This window comes from Sinomonas sp. ASV486, assembly GCF_030908215.1.
GTDB lineage: Bacteria > Actinomycetota > Actinomycetes > Actinomycetales > Micrococcaceae > Sinomonas > Sinomonas puerhi.
Genome location: NZ_JAVFJK010000016.1, coordinates 48,077 through 65,059, shown reverse-complemented (window position 1 = coordinate 65,059; position 16,983 = coordinate 48,077). Strand labels below are relative to the sequence as shown.

Sequence of the window (16,983 nt, the reverse complement as noted above, 5' to 3'; positions counted from 1 at the left end):
TGCCGACACTTCTCGGCACGGACGCCGGGGCCCGTCAGATCCTGGGCAGGGCGGCGACCGCTTCCTCGTGGTCGTCACCGGTGGCCTCGAGAAGGTCCACGAGCATGGGCCGCAGGAGGACCACGAGGGCTTCTCCCTCGAGCCGCTCCACGTGCAGGATCTTGGGGTGCGCCCGTGCGGCAATGTCTGCGAGGGCGCGGTGCGCCGAGCGCATCTGGGCCGCGCGTTCCTCGCGGCGTTCGGCGATGAGCCCGTCGGCGACGCTGTCGAGGGCGTCCGCCGTATCGTTGAGCAGCTCGGCGATGCTCTCGGCGGCGGCTTGCGTCAGGGCGGCGTTGTTGATCACCGACGCCAGCCGGCGCGCGACGACGCGCCCGTTGCGCATCGCCAGATCGAGGAACCCGACCGCCTTGCTGAGCTCCTCGATCTCGCCCCGGTGGCGTCGGTAGGCGGGCGCGATGCGGGCCACTTCGGAGGAGGACTTGAGGCTCGCCCTGATCGCATCGAGCGTTGACTGCGAATTCCGGCCGCGGACCAGTGCATGCCATGCGCGGGTCGAATCGGCGTCCGCGAGGGCCTCGGCGCATTCGCGCAGCATCGTGCCGAACATTTCGAGCAGGCCCTTGAGGTCACGACGCGGCTCAACGCGTGGGTCGCGGGGAAGCACCGCGGTGAGGGTGAGGGCCAGGAGACCGCCGACGACGGCGTCGAGGCTCCGCGAGAACGGTCCGCCCGTCGTCGCGGGCAGCAGCACGACGAAGAGGGACTGGAGCCCGAGCTGCGTTGCGAAGATCACCCCGCGGTCGAGGAACCGGGCGACCATGATCGAGAGGAAGAGGATGACGGCGGCCTGCCAGAGCCCGTCGCCCAGAACGTGCATGAGGAGGTCCCCGACGGCGATCCCGAGCGTGCATCCCACGGCCACCTCGAGCACCTTGCGGACCGTGAGATCGCGCCCGAAGCCCAGTGAGATGAGGGCCGACGTTGCGGCGAAGATCGGCATGGTGTGTCCGAGGACGGTCTCGGCGATGAAGTAGGCGAGCACTGCACCCACGGTCATGCTCACGGCCGGCCTGAGCGAATGGCGGACGCGGACGACGCCCGCGGATCTCAGGTCATTGACGTAGTCGCGCGCGACCGCCCACATAGCCATGGGTGCAGTCTAGGGAGCCTGTCTGAGTTCACCTCCCTGTTGTCTCCCGCTCGCGTGATGTTCCATTAGTGCGGTGTGACGGAGAAGGCAAGGCCATAGGGCCCATCGTCACGCCGAATCGGTGTGTCGTTCATTTTCCGTTAACCATCGGCGAGCAGAGTCTTCACCTGTCGGCTCTAGCTTCGACTTCAGTACGGCTCGTACGCACTCAACCACCCTGGAAGGGGCACCTTCGTGAAGGCTCTCCGTATCGGCCGCCTCTCGGCCGTCGCTGTCGTCGCAGCTGGCGCGCTCGCGCTGTCCGCCTGCGGTTCAGACAACACCGCTGGCACCACCAACACCGGCTCGGCATCGTCCGGCCCCAAGGTCACGGGCACCCTCACCGGCACCGGTTCGAGCGCCCAGTCCTCGGCCATCGATGCGTGGAAGCAGGGCTTCACGCAGGCCAACCCGGGCGTCACCGTCCAGTACTCCCCGGACGGCTCGGGCGCCGGCCGCAAGACCTTCATCTCCGGCGCGAGCCAGTTCGCCGGCACCGACGCCGCCATGAAGACGGACGAGCTCGAGTCCGCCAAGGCTGTCTGCGGCCCCGACGGCGCGCTCGACATTCCGGTCTACATCTCCCCGATCGCCGTGACCTTCAACGTCTCGGGCGTGACGGACCTCAACCTCACCGCCGACACGATCGCCAAGATCTTCCGTGGCACGATCACCAACTGGAACGACCCGGCTATCGCCGCCGACAACTCCGGCGCCAAGCTGCCTGACCTGAAGATCACGCCGGTGCACCGCTCCGACGACTCGGGCACCACCCAGAACTTCACGGAGTACCTCGCCGCGGCCGCCCCGTCGGTGTGGACCGACAAGGGCGCCCAGACGTGGCCGGCCTCGCTCCCGGGCGAGAACGCCAAGGGCACTTCTGGTGTTGTCAAGACCGTCACCGACACCCCCGGTGCCTTCGCCTACGCCGATGACTCTGCCGTGACCGGCACCCTCGGCAAGGCCAAGGTCAAGGTCGGCGACAAGTTCGTGGCCCTCTCCGCTGATGGCGCCGCGAAGGCCGTGGCCCTCTCGAAGCCGGTCGACGGCCGCGCGGCCAACGACCTCGCCATCAACCTGGACCGCAAGACGACCGACTCCTCGGCGTACCCGATCGTCCTCGTCTCGTACCACGTGGTCTGCACGACCTACAAGGACCAGGCCACCGTGGACCTCGTGAAGGCGTGGGAGACCTACGTCGTCTCCGCTGACGGCCAGAAGAACGCTGCCGCTGCCGCGAAGAGCGCCCCGCTCTCCTCGGACCTCGCCGCGAAGGCGAAGACCGCGATCGACTCGATCAAGGTCAAGTCCTAACAATTCACCACAGCATCAGCACGGCGCAGGCCCGTCTCGTCCGAGGAATCGGACGGGGCGGGCATTGCGCTGAGTACCAGAGGGCGTGACACGATGACACGAACAGACGGCGGGCACCGGCCAGCCGCACTCAAGGGGTTGGATGTGACCACAACTCAAACCACCAAGGGCGCCGAGAGATCCCGCGGCGGCTTCGGCTCGAGCAAGGGCGGGACTGGGGACAAGGTCTTCTCGGGCGCCGCTGTCACGGCTGGCATCGTCATCCTTGTCGTGCTCTTCGCCGTCGCGGCCTTCCTGATCGGGCAGGCGGTCCCGGCCCTCGTTGCCCCCCAGAGCGAGATCGCAGGTGGAAAGGGCTTCTGGGCCTACATCGGTCCGCTCGTGGTCGGCACGGTGATCGCCGCGGCCATCGCGCTCATCATCGCTACGCCCATCTCGATCGGCGTTGCGCTGTTCATCTCGCACTACGCCCCGCGCGCGCTGGCCCAGATCCTCGGATACGTTATCGACCTGCTCGCAGCCATTCCGTCCGTAGTCTTCGGCGCGTGGGGCATCTCGTTCCTCGCTCCGGCCGTCGTTCCGGGCTACACGTGGCTCGCCTCGACGCTCGGCTGGATCCCGATCTTCGCTGGGCCCGCCTCGGCGACGGGCAAGACGATCTTCACCGCGTCGATCGTGCTCGCGGTCATGGTGATCCCGATCATCACTTCGATCACTCGCGAGATCTTCCTGCAGACGCCCACGCTGCACGAGGAGGCCGCTCTGGCGCTCGGCGCCACGCGCTGGGAGATGGTCCGCATGACTGTGTTCCCCTTCGCGCGCCCCGGCGTCATCAGTGCGATCATGCTCGGCCTCGGGCGTGCGCTCGGCGAGACAATGGCCGTGGCCCTCGTCCTCTCGTCCGGACCGCTCATCGCGAGCCTCATCAGGTCCGGGAACCAGACCATCGCCGCGGAGATCGCGCTGAACTTCCCGGAGGCTACGGGCCTGAGCCTGAGCCAGCTCATCGCGGCCGGCCTCGTGCTGTTCGTGATTACCCTCGCAGTCAACGTCGTCGCGCGCTGGGTCATCAGCCGCCACAAGGAATTCTCGGGAGCGAACTGACATGGCCATCACCGCTCCCCAGCGCCGCAGCTCAGCGCTGACCCGCAATCGTCTGCCGTCGTTCGCGCCCTGGGCGGCTCTCGTCGTCGCGCTGATCGTGGGGGCCGCGATCTCGTCCCTGATCGGCTTCAACCCGTTCGGGTGGGGCATCTTCGCCGCGATCACGTTCACGATCGTGTTCGTCGCCTGGAGCGCTGCCGTCGAGGGCCCGCGCAAGGCCAAGGACAAGCTAGCGACGTGCCTCGTGGCCGCCGCGTTCCTCATCGCGCTCCTTCCCCTGATCTCGGTCATCTGGACTGTCCTCGTCGAGGGCCTCAAAGGCCTGCTCACGCCCGGCTTCCTCGGCACGTCGATGAACGGCGTGAGCGGCATCCAGGACAACCAGTCGGTCAACGAGGGCACCAAGGTCCTCGGGGGCATCTACCACTCGCTCATGGGCACGCTGCTCATCACGCTCTGGGCCACGATCATCTCCGTTCCGATCGGCCTGCTGACGTCGATCTACCTCGTCGAGTACGGCAACGACGGACGCCTGTCGCGTGCGATCACGTTCTTCGTGGACGTCATGACCGGCATCCCGTCCATCGTGGCCGGCCTCTTCGCGGCGGCGTTCTTCGCCACGATCCTGGGCCCAGGCACGAAGACCGGGTTCGTCGCCGCCGTCGCGCTCTCGGTGCTCATGATTCCCGTGGTGGTGCGCTCGAGCGAGGAGATGCTGCGCATCGTCCCGAATGAGTTGCGCGAGGCTTCCTACGCCCTCGGCGTGCGGAAGTGGCGCACGATCCTCATGATCGTGATCCCGACGGCGATTTCCGGCATCGCGTCCGGCGTGACCCTCGCGATCGCGCGCGTCATCGGCGAGACGGCCCCGATCCTCGTCACGGCGGGCTTCGCGACGAAGATCAACCTCAATGTGTTCGCGGACTGGATGTCCTCGCTCCCGACGTTCATCTACACGCAGATCCTGAACCCGACCTCGCCGTCGAACCCGGATCCGAGCACCCAGCGGGCGTGGGGTGCGGCCCTGGTGCTCATCATCCTCGTGATGCTCCTGAACCTCGCGGCCCGCCTGATCGCCCGGGTGTTCGCCCCCAAGACCGGCCGCTGACCAGACTTCACCTCAGAATCCAGAAGGAACAGCATGTCCAAGCGCATCGACGTCCATGATCTGAACATCTACTACGGTGACTTCCTCGCCGTCGAGGGCGTCAACATCAACATCGAGCCCAAGTCAGTCACAGCGTTCATCGGTCCGTCGGGCTGCGGCAAGTCCACCTTCCTCCGCACGCTCAACCGCATGCACGAGGTCATCCCGCGCGCGTACGTCAAGGGCCAGGTGATGCTGGACGGCGATGACCTCTACGGGCCAGGGGTCGATCCGGTGGCCGTGCGCTCGCACGTGGGGATGGTCTTCCAGCGGCCCAACCCGTTCCCGACGATGTCGATCAAGGACAACGTCCTGGCTGGCGTCAAGCTCAACGGCCGCAAGATCTCCAAGTCGGACGCCGACGCCCTCGCCGAGCAGTCGCTGCGTGGCGCCAACCTCTGGAACGAGGTCAAGGACCGCCTCAACAAGCCGGGTTCGGGCCTGTCCGGCGGTCAGCAGCAGCGCCTGTGCATCGCCCGCGCCATTGCCGTGAAGCCGGATGTGCTCCTCATGGACGAGCCCTGCTCGGCCCTCGACCCGATCTCGACCCTCGCGATCGAGGACCTCATCGAGGAACTCAAGGAGAACTACACAGTCGTCATCGTCACGCACAACATGCAGCAGGCCGCGCGCGTGTCGGACAAGACGGCGTTCTTCAACATCGCCGGTACCGGCAAGCCCGGCCACCTCATCGAGTACGACGACACCACGACGATCTTCAACAACCCGAAGGACAAGCAGACGGAGGACTACGTCTCCGGCCGTTTCGGGTGAGCTGCATCGGCTAGGACGCATAACACGCACGACGGCGGGCTGCCGCGCCTCAGGCGTGGTGCCCGCCGCTCTTGTCGGGGTGCTCCCACTCGGCGAACGCCGGTACGACTCGACTAGTCCGTTAGCCGATGTCCCCGAGGGGCTCGAAGGCGAGGCCGAGGACGAAGCCGAGCACCGCCGTCGTGAGCGGGGTGAGCAGCCAGAACCGGATGAGGCGCACCACGAGCGGCACGTTGACCGAGCCGATATCCTGATTCGCGCCCGAACCGAGCACGGATGCGACGACGGTGTGCGTGGTCGAGAGCGGCCAGTGGAGGCCGAGGGAGCCGAAGACGAGCATGGCGCTCGTGACGAACTGCGACACGAACGCACGCAGCGGGTCCATGCGGACGAGCCGATGGCTGAGCGTATAGGTGATCCGCCAGCCTCCAGCCAGCGTTCCGCCACCCAGCGCGATCGCGGCCGCGACCATCGCCCACATCGGCACCTCGTCGAATCCCGCGCCCGAGCCGAGAGCGGCGACGATGAAGAGGGCAACGATCCGCTGGCCGTCCTGGAGCCCATGGCCGAACGCCACGATCGACGCGCCGACGGACTGGGCCGCCCGTAGCCCCGCGTGCGCCTGACTCGGCTGGCTGTAGCGGAGGATCCACGTGACGAGCGGGGTGAGGAAGAACGCGGCGCCGAACGCGAGCAGCGGGGACACGATCAGGGGTAGCCCAACGGAGAGCCAGAACACCTGGTCGAGGCCGGAGGGCGCCCGGTCTCCTATGAGTGTGAGGCCCACGCTGGCACCGATGAGGCCGCCCACCAAGGCATGCGTCGACGAGGCCGGGTAGCCCCGCCACCACCCGTAGACGCCCCACAGGATGGCCGCGATGAGCGTCGCCCCGAGCAGGACGAGGCCATCGTTCCCGCTGGGGACTGCCACGAACACCATCCCGATGTTCTTCAGCAGCCACGCACTCGTGAGCGTTCCGAGCACGTTGAACCCCGCCGTCAGCACGACGGCGATGCTCGGCGTCAGCGCCCGGGTCCGCACGGTGAGCGCGACCGCCGCGGAAGCATCGCGGAAGCCGTTGAGGAAGCCGAACACGCAGACGAGCAAGATGACCGCGCCCGTGAGCGCTGCTGTCACCTCAGGACTCCCTGACGATGATCCGGCCGACGTAGGTCGCGACCGCCTGGAGCGAGTGCACCGCCGCGACAAGGGCACGCGCCACCTCGACGGTGCGGGCGAACTGGCCGATCGAGAGCTCCCGTAGTGCGGAGGCGCTCCACACCCGGTACGTCTGCTCGGCACGCTTGGCGAGCCGGATCATGTCCGTCCAGTAGTCCTCGAGCTCTTCGAGGCGGGACAGGGAGCGCATGGCCGCGACGGTCAGTTCCGCCTGCCGATTGACGATGTCCAGCATGTCCGAAGCCTCGGCTGGCAGCCTGTCGATCGCATGGAGCTGGATGAGTTCGCCGACGGCCACGAGATGGTCCACGGTCGCGGCGAGAGATTCGGAGAGCTGGAGGAGGTCCTCGCGGGGGAGCGGGTTGACGAAGCTCGTGCGCAGCTGGGTGAGGAGCGTGCGGGAGAGTTCAGTGGTGCGCGCGTCGTTCGCCATGAGAATGTCCACGAGCGGCTCGTAGTCCGAGCGGCGTGCTCCGAACATCTCCGAGAGCGTCTGTACTCCCAGCACGGACTGCTGGGCCATGGACGCGAGCAGTTCAAGGCCCGCGGTCTCCTGGGGGAACAGCCTGAACTTCATGGATCTCCGGCGCGGGAAGTACTGAGTCTGGCCGCAGCGGTCGGGGTTCCGCTCGCCATCCTGCCAGCGGATGCCAGCCCTTCGCATCTTACGGGACAGCGGTGAACGGGAAAGCTAAGGCGCCGAACCGGGACCGCCTCTCGGCGGAAGGCCGCTCAAAGCGGCTCAAAGTTGGAGCCCGGGGGTTCACCGGTCCGACGCCACCTACAGTGTTCTACGCTCCCGGCGCCCGAGTCAATCTTGACAGATCGGCGGCAGTGCGCTCCCGAGAGACTCAGTCCAGCTGCCCTCGGCGCCAGGCCTTGGCGCTCGCCTCGAGGTCCTCGGCCGTCTTCACGAGCTGGTTGGCGCTCTTCGTGAGCTTGGTCGCGTGCTGCGAATTGGACCATTCGGCGCTGTCCGCCACCGTGGCTTGACCGAGCGCGACGACGCGGCAGAACGCCGCCGAGCGTTCGAGCGCGACGTCGAACTCGCCGTCGAACGCACCGGAGAGGATCGCGTCCGCCATCGCGGCGAGCTCATCGGCTCCGGGCGGCTCCGCGACGCCCGCGACCACGTGCGAGACCTGTGCAGTGTCCTTGCCGGCCTTGAAGTAGACGGAGATGCGCTCGGGGTCCTGCTTCGTGGCGGCGCGGAGGGCGTAGAGGCGCCACAGCGCACCTGGCAGGGAGCGGGCGGGGCTTTCGGCCCACATCTCGGCGATAGCCTCGAGTCCCTGCTCGTCGGCGAGCCGGACGAGCCGCTGGGTCACTTCTGGGTCGTCGCTCTCGCGCCCCCGGCGCACGAGTGCCTGAGCCGCGAGGTGGGCTGCCTCGGAGACCCGGGCGGGGTCGGTGCCGCCCGCAAAGGGCTCGAAGTCGATGGGCGCGAAAGGCTTCGGCTTGTGGGGCCTGATCGGGCCCGAACCGCTGGATGCTGGGTTCTCGCTCATGCGACTGCCTCGTTCATGCCCAGTACGGTACTCCTCTTCGCGCGGGGCCGCCGCTGGCGGTGGGCTTGTGTTGTACCCGCGGGATTCCGCGCACGACGTCGTGTGGGCACCCTGCGCTAGAGTGGTTCCGTCCCGGCGGCGCCGGGGCACCGGGCCTCTAGCTCAGTTGGTAGAGCAGCGGACTTTTAATCCGCGGGTCGTGGGTTCGAAACCCACGGGGCCCACCACACACTCGGGCCGAAGACGCCCGGGCCCCCATCGGGGATACGGCCCGGGCGTCTTGGCGCGACAACGACTTCCGCACCACTCCCCAGCAGTGGCGGCATGCCGCGTCCCGCTGACGCTACCAGCACGTAAGGGCTCCAGTGAAGTGCGGGATAAGCGGGCAGTGTGACGCTCACAGAAACTTCCTAGCAATACAAGTGTTATCGTCTCATTTATTTGACAGGATGATACAATTTGAGTCACGTTGGTTCAGGATGCTCAGTCCGAAGACATTCCAGCCAACGAGAGGGGGCCGATGACGGTGACAACGCAGGCACGTCCCGGCCAGCGCTCGGTGGGCACGTCCATCGCAGAGGCCCGGGGGATTGACCCTCACGCCTTGGCCGTCCTGGATCTTTCGGCGCGTGCTCCGGGCGGGCCCCGGCGGGGCAAGGCTGTGCTTGCCCTTCGCGAAGAGTATGGACCGGCAATGCGTGAGGCGAGGATCGCCGTCCTGCACTCAATTGGCCGGGCATCGGACCTCGGCCGCACCAGATCGGACCAGGCCCCGGCGCGCAGCTTCGTCCTGCTCGCGTCGGCGGCACTCGGGGCGGCTCCGCTCCTGATCGCGCTCGCCGTGTGGGGGTCGGGTGTGCCGTTGTCCGCAGTGCTCGCGCTCGGGGCGGTGCTCTGGATCGGACTCCGGCCGGCGCTGCGGCGACTCGAGCGCGGCCCGCTGTACGCGCAGGGCGCCCCTCGGGTCAGCCGCGCGGCCGCGAAGTACCTTCTGGGCGACCTCATTGATGCGCACGCCTCCGAACTCCTCGAACAGGCCGGGGCTCCTGCGGCCGACGTCGCCTTGCTGCGCGCCCGCTGGACCGCGGGAATGGCGGCCGTGCTGGCGTGGCGCTACGCCCTCGTGACGCACGACGCCGCGGAGCCGCTCGAGCGGTAGTCACGCCTCGCGCTGTGATCCGGGACACGGGCTCTCGGTCCGCTCCACCTATACTGGGCGGGATCACACGTAGTCCACGGGGCCGCCCCGCGGGGGAGACGCGTGCTGAATCGCGGATGCCACCTGTGCTGGGAGGAGAGCCATGGCAGGACGCAGGGTTGCGAGCCGGGCCGAATCGAAGAGCAGCTGGCGCGCGCGTCGCCGGCGGAGCCGATTCGCCATCGTCGTGTCTATCGCGGTGGGCGTGCTCGTCCTTATTGGCCTCGCGGCGTGGGCGCTGGTTCCGAGGATCGTGACGGCCGCCGCGCCGTCGTGCGCGTCAACCGAGACGTACAGCGTGCTCGCCGACTCGACCACGCTCCCGGCAGTGAACGCCGCTGCGGCGCGTGTGGACCCCGCCGCGTGCGTGACGTTCAAGATCGATGTCGCGGAGCAGACCGACATCGCCGCCAAGGTTGCGGCCGGCAAGGCTGCGCCGGACCTCTGGCTGGCCGATTCGAGCGCACGGGTGAGCGCTGTCAACTCCACCCCGAAGCCAGAGATCGCGGTGCCCTCGGTGGCGGCCTCGCCGGCGGTTGTCGTCGCGGCGAAGGGCACTGCTGCACCGTCCGGGTGGGGCGCCGCGTTCGGCACCGCCAGCATCCAGTTCGGCGATCCGCTCACGAGCGCGAGTGCCTCGGCCGCGCTCGCCGGCGCCGTTGCCGAGGGCGAGTCCGGTGGCTCGAACCCTGCCGCGCTTGCGGCGTCGCTCGGCAAGCTCGCCCAAGGCTCGGCCCAGAAATCCCATGCAACCCAGAGCGATTCTGCGCTCCTCGATACGGCCGAGCGCTCGTCGGATTCGGTCATCGTCGCGGAGAGCTCGTGGCTCGCGTATGCATCCTCCCACCAGAACACCAAGCTCGCGGCGACCGTCCCCGGCGGCAAGGCTGCCGTCGTCGACTATCCGATCGCCGTCACGGGCACCGATTCCGCGCGTCGACCGGGTGCGGCGAAGGCAGCCAAGGCGCTCGCCGCAGCCCTCGGCGACGATCAGGGCCGCCGTGCGCTCGCCGACGCCGGCCTGCGCGCTCCGGGCGCGGGCCAGACCGACGGCGCGGCCGCCCAGCTCTCCGTGGGCGCCGTGACCGTGCTTGCCCCCTCCGCGGACGGGATCAGCCGCGCGCTGAAGACTTGGGCGCTGCAGGTCGTTCCGTTCCGCTCGCTCGTCGTCATGGACGTCTCCGGGTCCATGAACCTCGACGCGGGCGGCAAGACCCGCATGCAGCTCACCCAGCAGGCTGCGGCGACGGGCGCGGGCATGTTTCCGGACACGGCCCAGCTGGGAATGTGGGCGTTCTCGATCAACCTCGGCGGCCAGGGCCAGGACTACAAGGAGCTCGACCCGATCCGGCGCATGGATGCCATCACGGACGGCAAGTCGCAGCGCCAGCGTCTCGGGGCCGACATCCAGTCGCTCGGGAGCCTCGTGGGCGGAGGAACGGGTCTCTACGACACCGCACTGGCAGCCTTCCGCACCGTCAAGGCGGGCTACGACCCGCGGGCCGTGAACTCGGTCATCCTGTTCACGGACGGCGCGAACGAGAAGCCCAACTCGATCTCGCTCGATGAGCTCCTCGCGACGCTCAACCGGGAGAAGGACCCGGCCAAGCCCGTCATCTTCGTGACGATTGGCATCACGGCCGACGCAGACGCGGCCGTGCTCCAGCAGATCGCTGCCGCGACCGGGGGCTCGAGCTACGTGGCGAAGGACCCGGCGGACATCCCGAAGGTGTTCACCGAGGCCCTCGTCGCCAGGACCCAATAGAAGCGAACCCGGCCGGGCGCGCCGTCAGCGCTCGAGACGGAACCCGATCTTGAGGGTGACCTGCCAGTCCTTGACGTCGCCGCCCTCGAGGTGGCCTCGCACCGACTGGACCTCGAACCAGTCGAGGTTCCGCAGGGTCTGCGACGCGGCGGCGACGCCGTTCTTGATGGCCGCGTCGATGCTGTCGGGGCTCGTTCCGACGATCTCGGAGATGCTGTACGTGTTGCTCGCCATGGTTCCTCCTCGGTCCAGGGGCCCTTGCTTGCCTCATTGGGTGCCGGTGACCCCTCAGGTGCTGGCAGACTATCGCCGTGACCAGTGCATGGCCAGAGCCCGCTGAACCACTCCTTGCGGGGATAGCGGCGCGGCTGCGGGCGGCGGGCTGCGTGTTCGCCGAGGAGGAGGCCGCCCTCCTGGTCGAAGCCGTGTCGGGCCGCACCGCTGCGGGCGGTGCCGCGGCCGACGCTGCCGAGCTTGAGCGGCTCGTGGCCCTCAGGGTCGCGGGTGAGCCGCTCGAGCACCTGCTCGGGTGGGCCGAGTTCGCGGGCCTGCGGATCGCCGTCGGCCCCGGGGTGTTTGTGCCCCGACGCAGGTCTGAGCTGCTCGTGCGCCTGGCCGTCGAGCACCTCGCTGGCCTCGCGCACGACGCCGGCGGGGCGCCCGCCGTGGTCGTCGACCTGTGCTGCGGGTCGGGCGCACTCGGGGCAGGCATAGCCTCGGCGCTCGAGGCGCGCGGATGGGGTGCCGACGAGTTCGAGGTCCACGCAGCAGACTTCGCCGAGGCCGCGACGGCCTGTGCGAGGCGGAATCTTGCCGCATGGGGAGGACGTGTTCGTACTGGTGACCTCTACTCGGCCCTGCCGGAGGGACTGCGCGGACGGGTGAACGTGCTCGTGGCCAACGCTCCGTACGTTCCCACCGGGGCGCTGCCGCTCATGCCGCCCGAAGCCCGCGAGCACGAGCCCGCCCTCGCCCTGGACGGCGGCGCCGACGGCCTCGACGTGCACCGCCGCATCGCCGCCGGTGCGCACGAATGGCTCGCGCCCGGCGGCGCCCTCCTCATCGAGTTGGGCGAGCGCCAGGTGACCGACGCACTCGCGCTCCTGACCGGCGTCGGCCTTCGCCCTCGCGCTGAGGAGGACGACGAGCTCGGCGCCCTCGCGATCGTGGCGACGGCACCGCGGGAGTGACAGGTCCGAGCGCGCGCGGGGGTGCCGGGGCAGGGGACCTCCGGCTTCGGTAGGCTGAGGCGCATGACGACGGCGCTCATCACCGGTGCGAGCAGCGGACTCGGCGCGGAGTTCGCACGGCAGCTCGCGGCCGAGGGCCACGACCTCGTGATCGTGGCCCGGCACAAGGACAGGCTCGACGCAATGGCACGGGAGCTGACGTACAGGCACGGCGTGGATGTCGAGGTGCTCGCCGCCGATCTCACAGACGCGCTCGGGCTCGGAACGGCCGTCACTCGTGCGAAGGACCCGAGCCGGCCAGTCGGCATCCTTGTCAACAACGCCGGGCATGGCCTCCTGCACGACTTCCACAACACCCCGCTCCCCGACGAGGTGAGCCACCTGCGGCTTCATGTCGAGGCCGCGTTGAGCCTGTGCCATGCCGTGCTGCCGGGCATGCTCGCCCGGGGCGAGGGCCGCATCATCAACGTCGCCTCCGTGGCCGCCTTCCTCCCGCGGGGCACTTACTCGGCTGCAAAGGCCTGGCTCGTGTCGTTCAGCCGCTGGGCCAACGTGCACTACCGGCGCTCGGGCGTGAAGGTCACCGCCCTCTGCCCCGGATTCACCCGCACTGAGTTCCACGAGCGCATGGGCATGGAGACTCGCCGATACCCCGGATGGACGTGGCTCGCGGCCGATCGCGTGGTGCGGGACGGGCTGCGGGAGAACCTTGCCGGGCGGTCCGTGTCGGTCCCATCTGCGGTCTACAAGGCCGTGGTGCTTGCCTCCAAGGTGCTCCCGGACCGGTTTCTGGGCGGCCCCGCGCGGCGGCCGAGGCGCTGACGGGTCTGCCTGATGAGTCTGCCCTGACCGTTTCCTGAATGGACGACCCAGACGGGGATGCTACTCTGTCCCCTGCAAGGTGCCGTTCGTTAGCTGAGGCTCCTTCGCGGACACAAGCCAGCGACCCCCAACGTCGAGAGACGCCACGGGTCAGGACAGGTCGCCCCGGATTAAGGGGCCTCCCCGATTGGCTCCCGGACCAAGAGTCCAGGGTGACGCCGCGAAGTGCCAAAGGTCTTACGAGGAGGGGCGTCAGGTCGCTTGGCGGCCTCCCGAGGCATGCAGCCATCAAACCGGGGAGGTGTTCCGTCATGAGCGACGGTCATAGTCCCGCCGGTTCCTTCTGACCGGCACGAGCCCGCACTCTTTTACGAGCCCGCCCTTTTAGAGCCCGCCCGCCCTTTTCCGCAGCCCCGCCACACCAGCTGACTCGCTGCGCCGCGCCCGCAACCACGCGGCGTCGGACGCCGAGCCTCGCTCCTCTGTGGTGCGGTTGCGCCCGCCCTGACGGGAGCCACCATGACCCTCCTCCGCCTGCTGCCCGGCGCCGGCACGCTCCAGCGTGCCCGGTTCCGCTGGGCCGACCTCCTTGTGGCGGCGACCATTGCCGTCGTCTTCTATCTCGTAATCCGCGTTTCACTCGGGGCGACGGCCCCGCTCGACCTGGGCAATGCGCCGTCCTCCGTCTCGACCGAACCTTCCAACCTTCCCTACTACGCGCTGCGCTCGCTGGCCCGCATGTTCGCGGCGCTCCTCGCATCCGTGGTGTTCACCTTCGTGGTCGCGACGGCGGCCGCGCGCCTCCCGCGGGCCGAGAAAATCATCCTGCCCGCCCTCGATATCCTCCAGTCCGTGCCGATCCTCGGCTTCCTGTCCGTGACGGTCACTGGATTCTTATCCCTCTTCCCGGGCTCCCAGCTTGGTCTCGAGGCCGCGAGCGTCTTCGCGATCTTCACGTCCCAGGCCTGGAACATGGCGTTCGCCTTCCATGCGTCCCTCGTGAGCCAGCCCAAGGAACTCGACGAGGCCGCGCGCCTCATGCGCCTCACCAAGTGGCAGCGCTTCTGGCGGCTCGACGTGCCCTCCGGCCTGATCCCGCTCGTCTGGAACGGGATGATGAGCTTCGGCGGCGGCTGGTTCTTCCTCGCCGCCTCCGAGGCGATCTCGGTCAACGGATCCTCCTTTGCCCTCCCCGGAGTGGGCGCCTACGTGGCCGCGGCGGTCGAGGAGGGAGAGCTCGCGAACGTGGGCTGGGCCATCCTCACGATGGCCGTCATGGTGCTCGGCGTGAACTTCCTCTTCTGGCGCCCGCTCGTGGCATGGGCGGAGAAGTTCCGCCAGGAGGACACGGCCGCCGCGGAGCGTCCGCGCAGCCTCGTCCTCTCGGTGCTCGCGCACTCGTCGATCCCGCGCGGACTGGGCCGGGCGCTCGAGCCCATCGGCAGGACACTCGACTCGGCGATGCGGCCGTTCGGCGTAGCCGACTACCCGCTCGTGGTGCCCGCCGCGCGGCGTCGTGCGGGAGACGTCGCGGTCACGGTCCTCGTCGCGGCAGCGATGGCGTATGGCGCCTACTGGGCCTACGACTTCATCGCCTCGACAGTGGGCTTCGGCGAGTTCGGACAGGCGTTCGGGCTCGGGCTCATCACCCTCCTGCGGGTGCTCGCGATCATCGTCCTCGGGACGATCGTGTGGGTTCCTGTGGGCGTGTGGATCGGTATGAACCCCAGAATCAGCCGGCTCGCGCAGCCCGTGGTCCAGATGCTCGCGAGCTTCCCGGCGAACTTCCTGTTCCCGTTCGCGATCGCATTCTTCGTGGCCGCGGACATCCCGCTCGATATCGGTGGGATCGCGCTCATGGCCCTCGGCTCGCAGTGGTACATCCTGTTCAACGTCATCGCGGGAGCGAGCGCGATCCCTACGGATCTTCGGCAGGCGATGGACAGCTTCGGGGTTACACGCGTCCAGCGCTGGCGCCGACTCATCCTCCCCGCGATCTTCCCCGCCTTCGTCACTGGTGGCGTCACCGCGGCCGGCGGTGCGTGGAACGCCTCGATCGTCTCCGAGGTCGTCTCCTACAACCATGACACCCTCACGGCCACCGGGCTCGGTGCCTACATCGCCCAGGCGACCTCGTCGGGCGACATGGCCCGCGTGCTCATCGGCGTGATCGTGATGTCCGCCTTCGTGGTGGGCATCAACCGACTGTTCTGGCGACGCCTGTACGCGCTTGCCGAGTCCCGCTTCTCCCTCTGATTACTGACTTCTTCTTTCCCTCGAGGAGGCACCACCATGAACCTCTCAGCCAACAGCACCACTGCCGCTGGCACGATCAACAGCACCACGGACCTCATCTCGGTCTCCGACGTGAGCAAGCACTTTGCGACTGACGGCGGGGAGAAGACCGTCCTCTCAGGCGTCACCCTGACGCTGCGCGAGGGCGAGATCGTCGCGCTCCTGGGCCGCTCGGGCTCGGGCAAGAGCACACTGCTGCGGTGCATCGCCGGTCTCATCGCGCCGTCATCCGGAACCGTCTCGTACCGGGGCGAGCGCGTCAACGGCGCGAATCCCGGCACCGCCCTCGTGTTCCAGTCCTTCGCGCTCCTGCCCTGGCTCACCGTCCTCGAGAACGTTGAGCTCGGGCTCGAGGCCAAGGGCGCCAGGCCTGCCCAGCGCCGCGAGCGGGCCCTCGCCGCGATCGACGCGATCGGGCTCGACGGCTTCGAGACCGCCTATCCCAAGGAACTCTCGGGAGGAATGCGACAGCGCGTCGGGTTCGCGCGGGCGCTGGTCGTGGAACCCGACGTCCTGCTCATGGACGAGCCGTTCTCCGCCCTTGACGTGCTCACGAGCGAGAATCTCCGCTCCGAGCTCGTGCGGATGTGGAGCGACGGGACAATGCCCACGCGCACCGCGCTCATCGTCACCCATAATATCGAGGAAGCCATCCAGCTCGCGGACCGTGTGCTGGTGCTCGATTCCAACCCCGGCCGCATCAAGGCCGAGCTCGCGGTGGACCTTCCCCAGCCGCGCGACCGCCGCAGCCCCGAGTTCGAGGCACTCGTCGATGAGGTCTACGGGATTCTCACCGGCCAGAAGGCGGAGCCACGGCGCGGGCTGGCAGTCGCTTCGGGTGCCCAGGAGGTGGGTGCGCACGACGGCGGCGGCGAGCCGACGGCGGCGACTGTTCCGGGCGGCGTCGTACGCGGTGAGGCGGCCGACACCGGAAGCGGCAACCTCGAGATACCGCTTCCGGCGGCGAGCACGGGCGAGCTGCGCGGCCTCATCGAGCTTCTCGCCCACCGCGGCGGGGTCGAGGGTCTCGCGGAGATCGCCGACGAGCTGCGCTACGAGATTGACGACCTGCTGCCGATTGTCGACGCTTCCAACCTGCTCAAGCTTGCGCGGCCGCAGGGCGCCGAGCTCCGGATCACCGAACAGGGCCGGCGGTACGCCGCGGCCGATCTCCTCCGGGCCAAGGAGCAGTTCGCGACGCTCGCGGTTGAGACTGCGCCGCTTGTCCGGCGGATCGTCCGGGAGCTGCGGCACAGCGAGTCCGGTGCCCTGCGCGCCGACGACATGCTCGCCGAGCTCAAGGCACTTTACGGCGACGATGAGGCCGAGGCGCAGCTCGATACCGCGATCGACTGGGGGCGGTACGGAGAGCTCTTCGAGTTCGACGCGGACTCCGACCGCCTCCTCCTGCCGACCCATCCCGACGCCGCAGCGTGAACGCATCGCCTTTGTGGATGCAATCAATTCTCGGTTCAAGATAGTCGCCAAGGTGCA

The 16,983-nt window shown here is 68.5% G+C and carries 15 protein-coding genes, 1 tRNA gene and 1 riboswitch; of the genes, 11 read left to right on the top strand and 5 right to left on the bottom strand.

Annotated elements, in window-relative coordinates; translation table 11 throughout:
* Nucleotides 1-34: 34 nt before the first annotated feature.
* Nucleotides 35-1,153 (bottom strand): FUSC family protein, encoded by a 1,119-nt coding sequence (locus tag RBS60_RS18765; RefSeq protein WP_307959068.1) that lies wholly within the window; start codon nt 1,151-1,153, stop codon nt 35-37.
* 234 nt (nt 1,154-1,387) lie between these two features.
* Here RBS60_RS18765 and pstS point away from each other — a divergent pair, with 234 nt between their 5' ends.
* From pstS to pstB, 4 genes are all read left to right on the top strand, one after another.
* On the top strand, nt 1,388-2,506 hold the full coding sequence (gene pstS / locus RBS60_RS18760) for a phosphate ABC transporter substrate-binding protein PstS (RefSeq protein WP_307959067.1): 1,119 nt from the start codon (nt 1,388-1,390) through the stop codon (nt 2,504-2,506).
* A gap of 144 nt (nt 2,507-2,650) precedes the next feature.
* Complete coding sequence (pstC, locus tag RBS60_RS18755) at nt 2,651-3,610, top strand: phosphate ABC transporter permease subunit PstC (RefSeq protein WP_307959066.1); 960 nt, start codon at nt 2,651-2,653, stop codon at nt 3,608-3,610.
* Between the two features lies 1 nt (nt 3,611).
* The gene (gene pstA / locus RBS60_RS18750) at nt 3,612-4,718 is read left to right on the top strand and encodes a phosphate ABC transporter permease PstA (RefSeq protein WP_307959065.1); all 1,107 of its coding nucleotides are present in this window, start codon (nt 3,612-3,614) and stop codon (nt 4,716-4,718) included.
* A gap of 33 nt (nt 4,719-4,751) precedes the next feature.
* Nucleotides 4,752-5,531 (top strand): phosphate ABC transporter ATP-binding protein PstB, encoded by a 780-nt coding sequence (pstB, locus tag RBS60_RS18745; protein WP_307959064.1) that lies wholly within the window; start codon nt 4,752-4,754, stop codon nt 5,529-5,531.
* 121 nt (nt 5,532-5,652) lie between these two features.
* On the opposite strand, the gene RBS60_RS18740 is transcribed toward pstB, so the two are convergent.
* The 3 genes from RBS60_RS18740 to RBS60_RS18730 all read right to left on the bottom strand — a co-directional run bounded on the left by RBS60_RS18740 (nt 5,653) and on the right by RBS60_RS18730 (nt 8,219).
* Nucleotides 5,653-6,669, bottom strand: a complete 1,017-nt coding sequence (locus RBS60_RS18740; protein ID WP_307959063.1) for an anion permease — start codon at nt 6,667-6,669, stop codon at nt 5,653-5,655.
* A gap of 1 nt (nt 6,670) precedes the next feature.
* Entirely contained in the window at nt 6,671-7,288 is a 618-nt protein-coding gene (locus RBS60_RS18735) for a nuclease PIN (RefSeq protein ID WP_307959062.1), read from the bottom strand.
* A gap of 274 nt (nt 7,289-7,562) precedes the next feature.
* Nucleotides 7,563-8,219 carry a hypothetical protein gene (locus RBS60_RS18730; protein ID WP_307959061.1) on the bottom strand — a complete coding sequence of 219 codons (657 nt, stop codon included), beginning with the start codon at nt 8,217-8,219 and terminating at the stop codon, nt 7,563-7,565.
* A gap of 151 nt (nt 8,220-8,370) precedes the next feature.
* Here RBS60_RS18730 and RBS60_RS18725 point away from each other — a divergent pair.
* The 3 genes from RBS60_RS18725 to RBS60_RS18715 all read left to right on the top strand — a co-directional run bounded on the left by RBS60_RS18725 (nt 8,371) and on the right by RBS60_RS18715 (nt 11,182).
* Nucleotides 8,371-8,446, top strand: a tRNA-Lys gene (locus tag RBS60_RS18725).
* Between the two features lie 467 nt (nt 8,447-8,913).
* Nucleotides 8,914-9,378: a hypothetical protein gene (locus tag RBS60_RS18720; RefSeq protein WP_307959060.1), complete on the top strand. Its 465-nt coding sequence runs from the start codon at nt 8,914-8,916 to the stop codon at nt 9,376-9,378.
* Between the two features lie 142 nt (nt 9,379-9,520).
* Entirely contained in the window at nt 9,521-11,182 is a 1,662-nt protein-coding gene (locus tag RBS60_RS18715; protein WP_307959059.1) for a substrate-binding domain-containing protein, read from the top strand.
* A 24-nt stretch (nt 11,183-11,206) separates the two neighbouring features.
* Here RBS60_RS18715 and RBS60_RS18710 read toward each other — a convergent pair whose 3' ends face one another.
* A complete protein-coding gene (locus RBS60_RS18710; protein WP_307959058.1) occupies nt 11,207-11,416 on the bottom strand; it encodes a dodecin in 210 nt (69 codons plus the stop codon).
* 77 nt (nt 11,417-11,493) lie between these two features.
* On the opposite strand from RBS60_RS18710, the gene RBS60_RS18705 reads away from it, so the two are divergent.
* The 4 genes from RBS60_RS18705 to RBS60_RS18690 all read left to right on the top strand — a co-directional run bounded on the left by RBS60_RS18705 (nt 11,494) and on the right by RBS60_RS18690 (nt 16,926).
* Complete coding sequence (locus RBS60_RS18705) at nt 11,494-12,372, top strand: putative protein N(5)-glutamine methyltransferase (protein ID WP_307959057.1); 879 nt, start codon at nt 11,494-11,496, stop codon at nt 12,370-12,372.
* 63 nt (nt 12,373-12,435) lie between these two features.
* A complete protein-coding gene (locus tag RBS60_RS18700; RefSeq protein ID WP_307959056.1) occupies nt 12,436-13,194 on the top strand; it encodes an SDR family oxidoreductase in 759 nt (252 codons plus the stop codon).
* Between the two features lie 78 nt (nt 13,195-13,272).
* Nucleotides 13,273-13,448: riboswitch (M-box (ykoK) riboswitch) on the top strand.
* 265 nt (nt 13,449-13,713) lie between these two features.
* A complete protein-coding gene (locus tag RBS60_RS18695) occupies nt 13,714-15,450 on the top strand; it encodes an ABC transporter permease subunit (RefSeq protein ID WP_307959055.1) in 1,737 nt (578 codons plus the stop codon).
* 36 nt (nt 15,451-15,486) lie between these two features.
* Entirely contained in the window at nt 15,487-16,926 is a 1,440-nt protein-coding gene (locus RBS60_RS18690; protein WP_307959054.1) for a nitrate/sulfonate/bicarbonate ABC transporter ATP-binding protein, read from the top strand.
* Nucleotides 16,927-16,983: the final 57 nt, after the last annotated feature.